Genomic DNA, 15142 nt, shown 5'->3' with positions numbered 1-15142 from the left:
TTGAGCAAGAAAAACTTATGGAGCCTGATGTGGAACGGCTGCCTCCGCTGAATGCCATCAAGGCCTTTGAAGTCGCCGCCCGCGCCGGCAGCTTCACCCTGGCGGCGACCGAGCTTGGCGTGTCGTCGGCGGCGGTCAGCCAGCAGATACGCAATCTCGAAACCTGGTTCGGCAAGCAGCTTTTCGTGCGCAGCGGCAACCGCATCGCGCTCACCGACGCCGGCCACGCCATCTATCCACAGACCGCGCGTGCGCTGGGCGACATCGCCGCGATCGGCCGGCGCATGCTTGAAGGCGGCTTGAGGACGCGTCTGGTGGTGAGCGTGCCGTTTTCGCTGGCCGAACTGTGGCTGGCGCCGAGGCTGGCCGTGCTTCTCGATGCTTTTCCGCGGATGGCGATCGATGTTCGGGTCGAGGATGATCCGGTCGACCTCATGCGCCAGAACATCGACCTGCGCATCAGCTATGGCGACTATCACTATCCCGGACTGAAACTCGTTCGTCTCGTCCATGACGACGTGCTGCCGGTCTGCGCGCCGGAGTTCTGGCACCGGCACGGCAATGGTGATCCGAACCTGGCGGATCTGCATGAGAGCCTGTTCATCCACACCAATTGGGGGCCGAACTATGCCTCGCACCCGAGCTGGGCCGATTGGTTCGCCGCATCCGGCGGCAGCCGCTCGCCCGATCCCTCGCATGGGCGCCGGGTGGGCCTGTCCAGCCCGGCGATCGCCTCGGCGAGGCTTGGCCTGGGTATTGCCCTTGGCCAGCGGGTCATGGCGCGCGCCGATCTGGAGGCCGGTCGGTTGATCGCGTTGTCGTCCGTCTCGGTGCGCCTCGGGCATCCCTATTGTGCGTTCATGCCGCCGGCGAAGGCTGACCGGGCCGATGTCGCGGGTCTGGTGGAGCTTCTCACGAAAACGGCGCCTACGACCTGAGAAAAGGTCGAAGGCGCCGCGCGGAAACCGGGCCTGCGGGGGAGTCAGGTAGCCGGTTTCTGTGGCAGTGGCGAGATCGGCATTCCGGGTCCGATCTTCTGCAGATTGCCTGTTATCACCTGGTCGCCTTCGGAAACGCCGCTGAGGATGGCCACCAGATCGCCGCTCGTTGGGCCAAGCGAGACCAGCCGCTGGTCGACCGTGTTGCCCTTGCCGACGACGTAGAGATATTTGCCGAGCTGGCTTGAACCGAGCGCTGTCTGAGGCACCATCAACGCATCGGGCTGCTGCTTGATATGCAGCCGCACGCGGACATATTGACCGGGCATCAGCGTGAACTTCGCATTGCCGATGGTGGCGCGGGCGGTGATCGTGCCGGTCGAGTGGTCGACCGTGTTGTCGATGAAGGTGAGCTCGCCCTTCTGGCTGGTCTCGGTCTCACCCGGGAGCAGGACCTCGACCTCGATCGGGCCGGCCGCGCGGGCCTTTTCGATCTCGGCCAGATCCGTCTCGCTCGGATTGAAGGTGACGTAGATCGGGTCGAGCTGCACCAGCGTGTTGAGCACGGTGCCGGCAACGCTGACCAGCGTTCCGACCGAGGCCTGGTTGCGGCCCAGGCGCCCGGTGAACGGAGCATGGATTTCAGCGTAACTCAGATTGAGCTCCGCGGTGCGCACAGCCGCCTGGTTGAGAGCCAGCGACGCCTGCGCTTCGCGCAAGGTGCTGGTGCGCTGGTCGAAGCTGTCCTTGTCCAGGTAACCGCTCTTGGCGAGCTCGGTGCCGCGGCCCAGATTGGAACGCGCATAGTCGAGCGTCGCCGTATCGCGCTGCACCTGGGCCTTCGCCTGGTCGAGTGCGGCCTGGAAGTCGTCAGGCGAGATCTTGTAGAGAAGGTCGCCCTGCCGCACATCCGCGCCGTCTTGCGCCGTCTGTTCCTGCAGGTAGCCGGGGACGCGCGCTTGCAGCGTGATGCTGCGGATCGGCTCGATCCGGGCGGCATAGTCGAGATAGATCGGGATCGTCTTCTTGACGACGCTCGCCACCGGCACCGGCATGACAAACGCCGCTGGAGCGGGTGTCGCCGCTCCGGCCGTGCCGCTGCTCAGCCTGAGGTTGCCCATGTCGAGCAGGTGGACGCTGGCCACCGAAATGGCACCCAGCGCGACAGCCGCTCCCAAAGCGATTTTCCATTTACGCATGATTAGTCTCCAATCTTATTCGGCCGCTTCCGCCAGGGGAGGGAAGGCGGTTTCGGCTGTCGGTTCAGTGGGCTTGGAGGCGGGCTCGCCGCTTTCGCGGCGTTCCCGCAGTTGTTCGATGACCGCGTAGAAGACCGGCACGAACACCAGCGACAGAATGGTCGCCGCGACCATGCCGCCAAATACGGTGGTGCCGATCGACTGACGGCTGGCGGCACCGGCGCCGGTGGCGAACATCAGCGGCAGCACGCCGAGGATGAAGGCGAAGGCCGTCATCAGGATCGGCCGCAGCCTGAGCCGCGCGGCTTCCATCGCCGCCTCGACAATGCTGAGGCCCTCCTCGCGTCGCCGTCTTGCGAACTCGACGATCAGAATCGCGTTCTTGGCCGCCAGGCCAATCAGCATGACGAAGCCGATCTGCGAATAGACGTCGATCTGCATGCCGCGTGCCCATAGCGCCGCGAAGGCACCGAACAGGGCCAGCGGCACCGCCAGCAACACCATGAAGGGCATCGCCCAGCTCTCGTACTGCGCCGCCAGGATCAGGAAGACGAAGACCATGGCGAGGCCGAAGACGACGGACGCGATCGATCCTGCCTTGAGTTCCTGGAAGGTGATGCCGGTCCATTCGAAACCGAAATCCCTGGGCAGCGCTGTGGCGGCGGCCCGTTCCATCGCGGCGACCGCCTGACCCGAGGAAAAGCCGGGTGCGGCACCGCCATTGATCGTGGCCGAGGCGTTGTTGTTGTAGTGCGGCACGGTTTCCGGGCCGACGAAGGGCACCAGCTTGCCCAGCGTGCTGAGCGGCACCATGCCGCCGGAGGCATTGCGCACATAGAGCCGCGAAATGTCGGCGGCGCCCGCACGTGCATCCTTGTCGGCCTGGATGGTCACCCGGAAGGTGCGGCCGAACAGGTTGAAATCGTTCACGTAGAGCGAGCCGAGATAGATCTGCAGCGTGTTGAACACGTCGGGCAGGTTCAGGCCGAGCAGTTTGGCCTTGCTGCGGTCGAGGTCGTAGTTGAACTGCGGCGTCGAGGTCGAGAACGGCGAAAACAGCTGCTGCGGATTGATTTCCGGCTGCTTGCGCGCCTCGGCGATCACGGCTTGCGTCGCGTCGTTGAGTGCCGAACTGCCGCGACCAGTGAGATCCTCGACGACGAATTCGAACCCGCCTGTCGTGCCGATACCTGGGATCGAGGGCGGATCGAAGCTCAGCGCGAAGGCTTCCGGAATCTGCATCAGCTTACCGCGCACGTCGGCGACGAGCTTCGATGCGCTCTGGTCGGGACCGCGTTCCTCCCAAGGCTTCAGGATGGCGAATTCGACCGCCGAGTTCGACTGCGCCGCGCTGGTCAGGAAGTTCAGGCCGCTGATCGAGCCGACGATGTCGACGCCGGGCGTCGCTTGCAGGATGTCACGCGCCTTCTGTGCCACCGCGTCGGTGCGCTCCAGCGACGCGCCGTCCGGCAACTGGATGACGACGAAGAAGTAGCCCTGGTCCTCGACCGGAAGGAAGGTCGAGGGCAGGCGCTGCCAGACGAAGTAGGTGGCGACCAAGCCGGCCGCGAACAGGCCAAGCATGATCCAGCGCAGGCGGATGAGAATGCGCACGCCATGAGCGTAGGCATGCGACAGCCTGTCGAAGCCTGCGTTGAACCAGCGGAACAGGACGAACTGCGTTGGCTGGCGATGCCGCAGGAAGGCGGCACTGAGCGCTGGGCTCAGCGTCAGCGAGTTGAAGGCGGAGATGCCGACGGAGATCGCCACCGTCAGCGCGAATTGGTTGTAGAGCCGCCCGGAGACGCCGGGAATGAAGGCGACCGGCACGAACACCGCCATCAGCACGGCGGTGGTGGCGATGATCGGACCGGTGACTTCGGCCATCGCCGCCTTTGTCGCCGCGAGTGGCTTGAGCCCGGCCTCCAGCTGTCGTTCGACATTCTCGACCACCACGATGGCATCGTCGACGACGAGGCCGATCGCCAGCACCATGCCGAGCAGGGAGAGCATGTTGAGCGAGAAGCCGAGCATCTCCATGACGACGAGCGTCGCCACCAGCGACACTGGAATGGCGATGGTCGGGATGATCGTCGTGCGCCAGCTCTGCAGGAAGATGAACACCACGGCGACGACGAGAACCAGCGCCTCGCCCAGCGTGATCAGCACGTCATGCATCGACGCCGAGACGAAGCGCGTGGTGTCATAGTGCATCGCATAGGAGACACCCTTCGGGAACCGGCCGGACAGCTCCTGCATCTTGTCCTTGACGCGCTGCTGCAGATCGAGCGCGTTGGAGCCGGGCATCTGGTAGACGGCGAGAACGACGGTCGGGTCCTTGCCGAAGAAGGCCGACGATGAATATTGCAACGCGCCGAGCTCGATGCGGGCGACGTCGCGCAGCCGTACCAGGGAGCCATTGGCGGTGTTGGCGCGCACGACGATGTCGCCGAATTCCTTGGGATCGCTCAAGCGGCCGACGGCATTGACCTGCATCTCGAAGGCGGTCCCGGCCGGAGCCGGCGACTGTCCGATCTTGCCGGCCGCCACCTGCACGTTCTGCTCTGCGATGGCGTTCTGGACGTCGACCGCGGTAATGCCGAGATTGGCGAGCTTGTCGGGGTCGAGCCAGACGCGCATCGAATAGCGCCGTTCGCCGAAGATCTGCACGTCGCCGACGCCGGGCAGCCGCTTCAGCGGATCGACGACCTGCAGATAGGCAAGGTTGCTCAGCGCCACCGGGTCGATGGAATTGTCCGGCGAAGTCAGGTTGACGATCAGGACGAAGTTCGGATTCTGCTTCTTGATCGTCACACCACCCTGGTTGACGATCGCCGGCAGCGACGAAGCCGCCTGCGAGACGCGGTTCTGGACGTCGACGGCGGCGGTGCTCAGGGAATAGCCGACATCGAAAGTGATGGTGATTGTCGAGGAGCCGTCATTGGAGCTCGACGACGACATGTAGGTCATGCCCTGCACGCCGTTGATCTGCTGCTCCAGCGGCGTCGTCACCGTGTCAGCCACCACTTGCGCGCTGGCGCCCGGATAGTGGGCGCTGACCACGACCTGGGGCGGCGTGATGTCCGGAAACTGCGAGACCGGCAGCAGGAAATAACAAATCGTCCCGGCGAGCACCATGATGATGGCGATCGCCGAGGCGAAGATCGGACGGTGGATGAAGAAGTTTACCACGACACACATGCCTCGCCGGCTGCTCTTGCCCGCCCGAAGGCGCTGGCAACCCTGGACAACTGGCCGTGCCCGTCACGGGGGACTTCCCGCGAACGCAGCAACGGCACCTCGCGACGCTGCTCATTGGCAAGCGAGCGAAGCATCGTCTCGAAGGCGCGGGGGTCGACCCCATCTGCTTTCATGACCAGCCGGATCATCGGATCCCGGACGGCCTCATCTATGGTAAGATCGCGGCGCTGTGGCATTGGCCGGCTCCTTGTCTGTCGATTCGCAGCCCATGCTCGCGAACCGTTTTTCATGTCTTCACCGGCCGAGGCCGCATGATCTGCAATTTTTCGCCCATCTCTATCTGGCAGGACCAGTTCACGGTCTTGTTATTGACGAAAGGCGACATAGGTGTTACCAGTAAGTAACATTCGTGACGTTACAGACCGGTAACACCCTAGTCAAGAGGTGGCCGAGGGTTTTTTGGAAACGAAAGGAGATCATGATGGCAGACGGCGTCGTGGAGCGCTCTCGTCCCCGGGATCGGATCCTGGAGACAGCGCGTGACATGTTCCACAAGCACGGCATCAAGGGCGTCGGCGTCGACGCCATCACCGAAGCTGCCGGCACGAACAAGATGACGCTCTATCGTCACTTCGAATCCAAGGACGAACTGATCGTCGAGTGCCTGCGCGCCAACGCGGCCAAGGCCGGCGGTATGTGGGACGCGTTCGAGACCGAATTTCCTGGTGACAAGCTTGCCCAACTGCATGCCTGGGTTCGCAAGGCGGCTGCCATGCTCAAGGCTGACGGCCGCGGCTGCGACATGGCCAATGCCGCCGCTGAACTGACCGAGCCGGACCATCCGGCCAGGCTGGTGATCAAGGAGCTCAAGGAAGCCCAGCGCGAGCGCCTTGTGGCGCTGTGCCGGGATGCCGGCATTGGTCAGGCCGAACTGCTCGCCGATACGCTGTCGCTGCTGTTCGAAGGCGCCCGCGTCAGTGTGCAGACCGTGGGCACCGAAGGGCCGAGCACGCAGTTCGTGCGCATGGCCGAAGGGCTGATCGTTTCCTTCCGGGGCACTGCCGCCGGTTGAAGTGAGCCGCCGCTATCAATGACGCGCCGTTGTATCGTGCGATCAAGTGCGATGCGTGGCGCGCTTTGGGGTCGGTTACACCGCTGTCCCTGCCGGCTGAACGAAAAAAGCCCGCTGCCGGGAGGAGGTGGCAGCGGGCTCGATTTCGAATGTGGCGCGGGAGGAGGTGCACCCCATTCAGCGTCGGCATCGCATCTGGGAGGAGTAGATGGCCGACAACCAGAAGCTACGAGTTGCCCAATGATTCGGCAACAATGAATTGTGCATAGCAGCTGTGCAGATTTGCCGGGTCAATTGTCATACAAATCCGGAAAACCGGCTTTGCCAGCCCGCCCCGCCTCACTGCACCGGGACGTTTTCCCTGAAGATCAGGCGCGGCTCGATGAATTTACGCGTCAGGTAGGGCGCTGATGAGGCAATGGACCCAAGCAGGCGGATGACGGATTGTTCGGCGATCAGCCTGGCATTCTGGTCGATGACGACATCGAGCAGGTCGTCGACGAGATAGCCCCGCGTTTCCCTTGTCAGGTCGTGACAGATGAACACCGGTTTACGGTTGGGCTTGGCCTCCCGGAGCGCTCTTGCCACGCCCGAGCGTCCGGCTCCGACGCAATAGATGCCGAGCAGTTCCGGCTCGTTGTGCAGCGCCTTCATGGTCTCGGTGTAGCTCACTTCCGGCTCGTCGTTGATCTCGACGGCGCTGCTGATCATCAGGTTGGGAAACTCCTCGTTGAGCACCGAGCGGAAACCCATTTCGCGTTCTTCGTGGCCGCGATAGGAACGCGAGCCGACGACCATCGCCAGATGACCGGTACGGCCGCCAAGGAACCGTCCCATCAACAGTGCGGCCGTTCGTCCCGCCACCCGGTTGTCGATGCCGACATAGGCCGATCGCGGTGCCGCCGGAATATCGGACACCAGTGTGACCAGGCGGATGCCGGCATCGACGACGTCGCGCAGGATGTTGCGGGTTCGCGGATGATCGACGGCGATGACACCGACGCCGTTGGCCCTGAGCGAGAGGTTTTCAACGGCGGTCTGCAAGGCGTTCGGCGAGATCCCGGCAAGGTTATGGATCCGGCAGGAAGCGACCAGCGGCAGGCGCGCGGCGTAGTCCTCGATATGTCCGGCGAGATCGCACATGAAAGCGTTGGTTCCGATCGGCAGCAGGAATTCGAGATGGGCCGGCCGCGAGGGAAGCGTCACCTGATCGGCCACCGGCAGATAACCGAGTTGCTTGGCTGCCTCCATCACGCGCTGCCGGTTGGCCGCGCTGGCGCCCGCCCGGTTGTTGAGCACCCTGTCGACCGTTGCGGTCGAGAGCCCACAGCTGCGGGCGATATCCGAGACGGTGGCTTTCATGCCGCAACCCTATGCGCCGATGCTATACCGCGCCAGACACGCGATGCGATTTGAGGTGACGGCTGATTGCCGTCCATCAACCGGACGCATTTCGGCTGCTTTGACAAGGCGGCTTCCGCCCGTGCTCAGTGCGATGGCTTGCCGTCGGCGATGGCATCGCGGATTTCCTTGTCCGACATGCCTGTGATGATCCGTTCGACTTCCGCCACGCTGGTCTTCTTCGGGTCGATGTCGTCGGCCACCACCTTGCCCCTGCGCATGACGACGATGCGGTCGACCACCTGGAACACATGGTGGATGTTGTGGGCGATGAAGATGCAGGAATGCCCTGAATCGCGGGCACTGCGCACGAAGCTCAGCACGCCTTGCGTCTCGGCGACGCCGAGATTGTTGGTTGGCTCGTCGAGGATGATGAGGTCGCTGTCGAAATGCATGGCGCGCGCGATGGCCACAGCCTGGCGCTCGCCGCCGGACAGCGAGCCGATCGGTGTCGTCGGCGGGATGTTCTTCGAGATGCCGACCTGCTTGAGCAGGTCGCGGGCGACAGTGTTCATGGCCTCCTGGTCCATCCGGTTCAGGAAACGCGGCGGCTTGATCGGTTCACGTCCGAGGAACAGATTGCGGGCGATCGACAGTTGCGTGACCAGTGCCGAGTCCTGGTAGATCGTCTCGATGCCGTGGGCGATGGCATCGCTGGTGCTGCGGAGGTTGACCTTCTTGCCGCGGATGAAGATATCGCCGCTGGTCAGCGGCACCGCGCCTGAAAGCACCTTTATCAGCGTCGACTTGCCGGCGCCGTTGTCGCCGAGCAGTCCGACGATCTCCCTTTCATTGACGTGGAAGCTGGCATCCTCCAGGGCCTGCACGCGGCCATAGGACTTGCGGATGTTCTGCATGCGGATCAGTGGCTCGGCCATGGTTCAAGTCCCTGCCTGATGCCGGCGTTCCAGCCATGAATGGAGCGCCATCATGCCAAGGATGATCGCGCCGATGAAGATGTTGTAGGCAAGGCCTGGCACGCCGATCAGCACGATGCCGTTGCGCATCACGCGCAGGATCAGGATGCCGAGCACGGTGCCGATGATGGTGCCGCGCCCGCCGGTCAGCGCCGTGCCGCCGATCACCACCATGGCGATGACCTCGAGCTCATAGCCGGTGCCGCTGTTGGGGTTGGCAGCGGACGTGCGCAGCGAGGAGATGATGCCGGCGAACGAGGCCATCAGCGACGAGAGCACGAACAGGCCGATCTTAACGCCGCTGACATTGACGCCGCGGGCGCGCGCCGCATTGGGATTGCCGCCCGCCGCCTGGATCCAGTTGCCGGTCCGGCTCTGTGTCAGCACATAGCCGAGCGCGATGGCCGCGGCGATGAACCAGAACAGCGACATGTAGATGCGGAACGGTCCGATGAAGAAGTCGCCGACCAATATGTTCGCAAGCCAGCTGCCCTCGGCGCTCCAGGTGCGTTGCGGAAAACCATCGGTGACGAAGAGGGCGGTGCCGCGCACCACCAGCAGCATGCCGAGCGTGACCAGGAAGGACGGGATCTTGAGCTGCGTCACGAACCAGCCATTGACCAGCCCGATCAGGGCGGCGACCAGCAGCGCGACGAGAAAGCCGACTTCCAGCGAGGTGACCCCGCTGTTGAACAGCGTCCACATCAGCACAGGCGAGAAGCCGAACAGCGAACCGACCGAAAGATCGAATTCGCCCGATGTCATCAGCAGTGTCATCGCCAGCGCGATCAGCCCCAGCTCGACCGTGAAGGCCAGTATGTTGGAGATGTTCTGCGGCGACAGGAAGTCATGGTTGAAGCCCCAGAAAACGGCGATCTCGAGGATCAGCAGCACGAAGGGGCCGAATTCAGGACGCGCGATCAGGCGTTGGATGAGTGAACGATTTTCCACGAGGTATCCGCGACATGAGTGGAAAGGCTGAGGCTCGCGCATCGGAGTGCGAAGAGCTCGGCGAAAATGGAAAGTCAGTCGCGACCACCGGAGCAGTCGCGACTGTGTGCGTCTCGGAGCTTATTTGCCGGACAGGATCTTGTCGTAGACCCCGGCGGTATCCTTTTCGTAGAGCGCGCCGGTGATGACGTTGAAGCCCGGAGGAATGCCGCTTGCCGCCATGTTCGCCAGTGAAAGCGCAACGTAGCTGGTCGCCTGCGGGTCCTGCCATTGGCCGGCATTGACATAGCCGTTCAGCACTTCCTGAGTGGTGTCGAGCGAGTTGCCCCAGCCGACGACCGGGATTTCGCCCGGCTTGATGCCGACCTGGTCGAAGACCCGCTTGATCGAGCCGGTGACGAGGTCGCCGAGGCCGATGATCGCCTTGACCTTGGCCTTGTTGGCGGTGAGGTAGTCGACCATGCGGTTGATCACTTCGGCCTGATCGAGCGTCGCCTCGGTGATCTCATAGGTGATGCCCAGTGGCCCGAAGACGCTCTTGATGCCTTCCTCTTCCTGGACGCCATAGGTGGCGCCGGGGATTTCGACCGGCATCCAGACGAAGTCGCCCTTCTTCACCAGCCCCTTGTCGACCAGATACTGCGCCCAGTGCTTGCCGAAGGTGACGTTGTCGCCGCCGACATAGGCGTTGAAATTGGCCTTGGGATCGGGCGTGTTGAAATTGATGATCGGGATGTTGGCCGCGCGGGCTTCCTTGACGATCTCGACGAGGCTGCCCGGATCGGGGCTGGTGGTGACGATGCCGTCAGCCTTGGCGGAGAGGGCGGCGCGAACCGCCTCCTGCTGCGAGGCGACGTCACCATTGTGGAACGAGGTGTTGACGGTGTTGCCGGTGTCTTTCGCCCATTGCTTGGCGCCTGCGAGGAAGTAGGTCCAGACCGGATCGGCCGGACCACCGTGCGAAATCCAGTAGAACGTCTTGGCCTGTGCCGCTGCTGGTACCACCATCAGCGCCACCAACAGGCCATACAAAACGAGTCTTAGCCGTGTCAGCATTTGATTTCCTCCCGTTTGAAGATGATCAGTCCGGATCCACTTCTTGTTCCGGCAAGAACCGGATCGCGTCTCTCTCGCCTACGCCAAGTTGAACGCGTCAGAGCATTCCCTTTTTCGACGGATGGCAAGCCTCCATCTGCAAGTCGTAGTTGGCGTCCGACCAGGCGCCATCAGCGGTCCCATCAGATTGCATCAGTTGCGATGATTTTTTCCGACGCTCGGATGATTGGCGTCAAGGCTCAGCCGAACGGATTGTCCTGGCCGCCTTCGACGCGCCGGTTGCGCCACAGCCTGATCAGCCGGTTGAGCGCCAGGGCGAGCACGGTCAGGGCGCCGGTGACGAAAGTGCCCCACGCGGCATCCACACCAAGCAAGGTCATTGCGCTCAGGATCACCTGGACGATCAGGATGCCGATCGCAGCGCCGATGACACTGCCATGGCCGCCCGACAGCGAAGTGCCGCCGATGAGGGCCGCCGCGATCGCCAGCGGCGCAAAGGCGCTGCCGTCACCGGGGGCAATGGCGCCGTAGGCCCCGACATGGATCACGCCGGCAAGCCCCGCCATCGCGCCCATCAGCATCAGCGTCAGCAGCCGCACCTTGGCGGTGGGGATGCCGGCATAGGCGGCCGCCTGCGGATTGCTGCCGACGGCCTGGACCCGATAACCGAAGCGGGTGCGGTGCAGCACGATATGCATCGCCAGTGCCAGCACGATGAAAACGATACCCGCCGTCGGCAGCATCGCGAAAGCCTTGGCGGACAGCGTCGTGAAGAAGCTGCCATCCGCGCCCGCTTGCGCGATCGTCTGTCCCTTGCCAACCACCAGCGACAGGCCCTGGATCATCCACCAGGTGCCGAACGTCACCACCAGGGCGGGCAGACGCAGCGTGATCGCAAGCAGGCCATTGATGAGGCCCAGACCCGCGCCGGCCGCGACGCCAGCCAGGGCGGCAAGCCAGGGATCCATTCCGGCGACCATCAGCAGTGCCGTCAAAACCGCCGCGAGATGGAACACCGCGCCCACCGAAAGGTCGATCTCGCGCAAGGCGAGCACGAACACCATGCCGACCGCCAGCAGCCCGGGGAGGGCGGCTTGCCCCAGCAACGCCCAAAGACTGGCCGGATCCAGGAAGGAGGGCCTCAGCCAACCCAGTATCCCGACCAGGGCGGCAAGCGCGACAACGGCACCGGTTTCGCCAGGCAGTCGAATGCCGCGTCCTGGCTGACGGTTCGCCGACCCGGCGAGCGGCGGCGCGGCGTCGGTTTTGGTCATGCAGCGCTCTCCCGACGGGGCTGTCTGTGCTCGCTGCCGGGCTCGTCCGCCGCGATCAGCTTCAGAACCGTCCCGGCATCCATGGCGGCATCGGCGATCTCGCCAACGAGCCGGCCCTGGCGGAAGGCAAGAATGCGGTCGCAGAGCCCCGTCAGTTCGGAAAGCTCCTTCGAATGCAGCAGCACGATGCAACCGCTGGCCGCCATTTGGCGGATCAACGCGTAGATTTCCTGCTTGCTGCCGATATCGATGCCGCGGGCCGGCTCATCGAGCAGCACCACTTGCGGGCCGATTTCCAGCCATTTGGCGATGATCACCTTCTGCTGGCCACCGGCCGACAGCGAGCCCGCCGGCATCTCCGGTGCCGACCTGATGCGCAGCGCCTCGATCTGCCGCGCGGCGCGGCCGAGTGCCATCCTGGGCGAGTACCAGCGCGTACCCCAGTCGCGCGCGCCGACGACGACGTTCGACAGGTTGAAGGCGATCGACTTGCCGGGCATCAACCCGTTGCCGCGCTCGCCTGAAATCAGGCAGATGTTGCGTCGCGCCGCCTCCGTGCGGTTCCTCGGCAAGCCGTCGCCATCCGGAAAACGCACCTTGCCTTCGCGCGCCTTTTGCTGCCCGAACAACATGGCAAGCAGGTTCGACGCCCCGGAACCGGCAAGTCCGGCAAGGCCGACGATCTCGCCGGCGCGGGCCGTGAAGCTGATCCCATTCAGTCTGCCGCCGCCAAGCCCGGCGATTGTGATCTGCGGCCGCAGCGTGCCGGCAAGTGTCGGCAAGGCTCTGGGCGGTAGTGGAAACAGGGACTGGCGCAACTGGCCGATCATGGTTTCCTCGGACACCGTCAGGTCCTGCCGCGCCTTGGACAGCACGTCGCGGCCGTTGCGGATGACCGTCAGCTGGTCGGCAATGGCAAGCGTCTCCTCCAGCCGGTTCGATGCGTAGAGCATGCTCATGCCCCTGGCTTTCAACCCCCGCAACACCACGAACAGCCGCTCGCTCTGACGCCGGTCGAGCGCCGAAGCCGGGTCGTCGAGGATGAGCAGCCTCGGGTTTTCCAGGAGTGCGCGGGCGATGGCTATGAGCTGCCGTTCGCCGGGTGCCAGATCGCTGAGCGGGCGATGGACATCGACGACGAGACCAAGCTGGCGAAGCGCGTCGCGGCTGCGTGCCTCCATTTCGCGTCGGGAGATCAGCCCGTTGTGCAGCGGTTCGCCGTTGACGAACAGATTGGCGAGCACCGGGCGCTCCGGAAACAGGCCGGCCTGCTGGAGGACCACGCCAATGCCTTGCTTTCGCGCCGCATCGGGGCTGCCGATTGTCACTTTCTTGCCGTCATATTCGATAGTGCCGCTGTCTGGCCGGACGATACCGGCGAGCACCTTTATCAGCGTCGACTTGCCGGCGCCGCTTTCGCCAACCACCGCGTGGATCGAGCCGCGCTCGACCGTAAGGTTCATGTCTTCGAGCACAACCGTGCCGCCAAAGCGCTTGGCGATGGTGCGCACGAAGAGTATCGGCGAATCGGACATATCGACGGCCCCCCGACCGCGCCGCGATCTTGGAGCGGATTGCGTCCGCAGTCACCCGGGTTGCGCACAAAATTGTGTTGATGGCGTCCCCTTCGGGCGGAAGCTGGTTAGGGTTTGTCGAGATTCAGGTCAGGCCGAGTCGAGAATGGTGAGTTCCGAGAACCGGAACGGAGCGTACGTTCGGGTACGCGAGTGCCGGAAGCACAGGAAACCGCCATTTGCAGACCGGCATCACCTGAATATCGACAAGCCCTAGATGAGTTCCGCCTTCGCCAGCTCTCGCATCAGATGGCTGGCGCCGTAGGTCCAGTGCGGGCAGTCGGGCGACAACCGTACCCGGTTGACCAGCGCGCCGAATTTCTCCGACGAGATGGTGACGATGTCGCCGACCTTGTGGGTGAAGCCCTTGCCCTTCTCGCCGCGATCCTTGGACGGTACGAACATGGTGCCGAGATAGAGCGCCAGCCCGTCCGGATACTGATGATGCGGGCCCATGGCGGCGGCAACCAGTTCTTCCGGCGAACGGCTGATCTCGGCCATCGAACTCGCGCCCTCCAGCGAGAACCCATCCTCGCCCTCGACCTTCAGGCGCACGACAGCCCGCTTCACGTCATCGATCGAAAACGTGTCATCGAACAGGCGGATGAACGGACCCAGCGCCGCCGAGGCATTGTTGTCCTTGGCCTTGCCGAGCAGCAGCGCCGACCGCCCTTCGACGTCGCGCAGATTGACATCGTTGCCGATGGTGGCGCCGACGATCCTGCCGCTGCTGGCGGCGATCATGGCGATCTCCGGCTCCGGATTGTTCCAGGTCGACACCGGGTGCAGCCCGACATCGGCACCGAAGCCGACCGAGGCCATCGGCTGGCATTTGGTGAAGATCTCGGCATCGGGGCCGATGCCGACTTCCAGATATTGCGACCAGGCGCCGCGCGCGATGAGCTTGGCCTTGATCTCCATCGCCTCTGGCGAACCGGGCTTGAGCTTTGACAGGTCATGGCCGATCAGCCCGGCGATGTCGGCGCGGATGGCGTCGGCCTTTTCCGCCGAACCGCGCGCCTGTTCCTCGATCACCCGTTCCAGCAGGCTGACGACGAAGGTAACGCCTGACGCCTTGACCGCCTGCAGGTCGACCGGGGACAAGAGATACGGCTTTGCCGGATCGCGTGCCGCCTGGAAGCTGTTGGCGGCGATGGCGTCGAGTGGCCCGATTGGCTTACCCTTGGCCGATCGGACGTGACCGGCGGGATCAGCCATCTCACAGACATCACGCACGGTCGGAGCCGCACGCGATGTGATGTCGAACACGGTGCCATCGCGGACCGTCACCACCAGCGGATGCAAGGCATCACTGCTCCTGGCGCGGCCGAGAAAGAGGCCTTCGGCGGGCAGGTGCGTCGGGTTCGTCATGGCGTTCGGTCCTCTGGATGATCAACAATGCGAGTTGGCCGGATCGGCGCGGCACTTTCACCGGATTCCGGTCAAAGGTCTATCCCGTCACTGTCGATCGGATTCCAGTTCTGCGAAGATCCGCTGGCGACAGTCCACAAACGAAAACCGAAGCGCTCTTTCAAAACTGTGAAATATTGGCTAGGATT

Annotated in this window: 12 protein-coding genes; 2 read left to right on the top strand and 10 right to left on the bottom strand. The window is 63.8% G+C overall.

All coding sequences use genetic code 11. The annotated features are described in order from the left end of the window. Positions 1-29 precede the first annotated feature (29 nt). Positions 30-938: a LysR substrate-binding domain-containing protein gene (locus tag AC56QQ_RS24955; RefSeq protein ID WP_497123748.1), complete on the top strand. Its 909-nt coding sequence runs from the start codon at positions 30-32 to the stop codon at positions 936-938. Between the two features lie 44 nt (positions 939-982). On the opposite strand, the gene AC56QQ_RS24950 is transcribed toward AC56QQ_RS24955, so the two are convergent. From AC56QQ_RS24950 to AC56QQ_RS24940, 3 genes are read right to left on the bottom strand one after another with little or no spacing between them, the layout of a single operon-like run. Further along, on the bottom strand, positions 983-2137 hold the full coding sequence (locus AC56QQ_RS24950) for an efflux RND transporter periplasmic adaptor subunit (protein ID WP_497123746.1): 1155 nt from the start codon (positions 2135-2137) through the stop codon (positions 983-985). A gap of 15 nt (positions 2138-2152) precedes the next feature. Further along, complete coding sequence (locus tag AC56QQ_RS24945; protein WP_497123745.1) at positions 2153-5338, bottom strand: efflux RND transporter permease subunit; 3186 nt, start codon at positions 5336-5338, stop codon at positions 2153-2155. Then, positions 5323-5574 (bottom strand): hypothetical protein, encoded by a 252-nt coding sequence (locus AC56QQ_RS24940; protein WP_497123744.1) that lies wholly within the window; start codon positions 5572-5574, stop codon positions 5323-5325. The genes AC56QQ_RS24945 and AC56QQ_RS24940 overlap by 16 nt, the downstream gene beginning before the upstream one ends. A 245-nt stretch (positions 5575-5819) precedes the next feature. On the opposite strand from AC56QQ_RS24940, the gene AC56QQ_RS24935 reads away from it, so the two are divergent. Next, positions 5820-6410, top strand: coding sequence for a TetR/AcrR family transcriptional regulator (locus AC56QQ_RS24935; protein ID WP_489860336.1), 591 nt, complete (start codon positions 5820-5822; stop codon positions 6408-6410). Positions 6411-6749: 339 nt separating this feature from the next. On the opposite strand, the gene AC56QQ_RS24930 is transcribed toward AC56QQ_RS24935, so the two are convergent. From AC56QQ_RS24930 to AC56QQ_RS24900, 7 genes are all read right to left on the bottom strand, one after another. Continuing rightward, positions 6750-7772, bottom strand: a complete 1023-nt coding sequence (locus AC56QQ_RS24930) for a LacI family DNA-binding transcriptional regulator (protein WP_497123743.1) — start codon at positions 7770-7772, stop codon at positions 6750-6752. 125 nt (positions 7773-7897) lie between these two features. Then, the gene (locus AC56QQ_RS24925; RefSeq protein ID WP_497123742.1) at positions 7898-8689 is read right to left on the bottom strand and encodes an ATP-binding cassette domain-containing protein; all 792 of its coding nucleotides are present in this window, start codon (positions 8687-8689) and stop codon (positions 7898-7900) included. Between the two features lie 3 nt (positions 8690-8692). After that, on the bottom strand, positions 8693-9679 hold the full coding sequence (locus AC56QQ_RS24920) for an ABC transporter permease (protein ID WP_489860339.1): 987 nt from the start codon (positions 9677-9679) through the stop codon (positions 8693-8695). A 120-nt stretch (positions 9680-9799) separates the two neighbouring features. Continuing rightward, positions 9800-10735: a substrate-binding domain-containing protein gene (locus tag AC56QQ_RS24915; protein WP_091576490.1), complete on the bottom strand. Its 936-nt coding sequence runs from the start codon at positions 10733-10735 to the stop codon at positions 9800-9802. A 239-nt stretch (positions 10736-10974) separates the two neighbouring features. Next, positions 10975-12009 carry an ABC transporter permease gene (locus tag AC56QQ_RS24910; RefSeq protein ID WP_497123741.1) on the bottom strand — a complete coding sequence of 345 codons (1035 nt, stop codon included), beginning with the start codon at positions 12007-12009 and terminating at the stop codon, positions 10975-10977. Beyond that, positions 12006-13544 (bottom strand): sugar ABC transporter ATP-binding protein, encoded by a 1539-nt coding sequence (locus tag AC56QQ_RS24905; RefSeq protein ID WP_497123740.1) that lies wholly within the window; start codon positions 13542-13544, stop codon positions 12006-12008. Before AC56QQ_RS24905 ends, AC56QQ_RS24910 begins: the two co-directional genes overlap by 4 nt. A 252-nt stretch (positions 13545-13796) precedes the next feature. Continuing rightward, positions 13797-14954, bottom strand: coding sequence for a fumarylacetoacetate hydrolase family protein (locus tag AC56QQ_RS24900; RefSeq protein ID WP_497123739.1), 1158 nt, complete (start codon positions 14952-14954; stop codon positions 13797-13799). Positions 14955-15142: the final 188 nt, after the last annotated feature.

It is taken from the genome of Mesorhizobium sp. RCAM 05099 (assembly GCF_059683685.1).
Note: the sequence above shows the minus strand (reverse complement) of the source record. Positions and strands in the feature narration are given on the sequence as shown.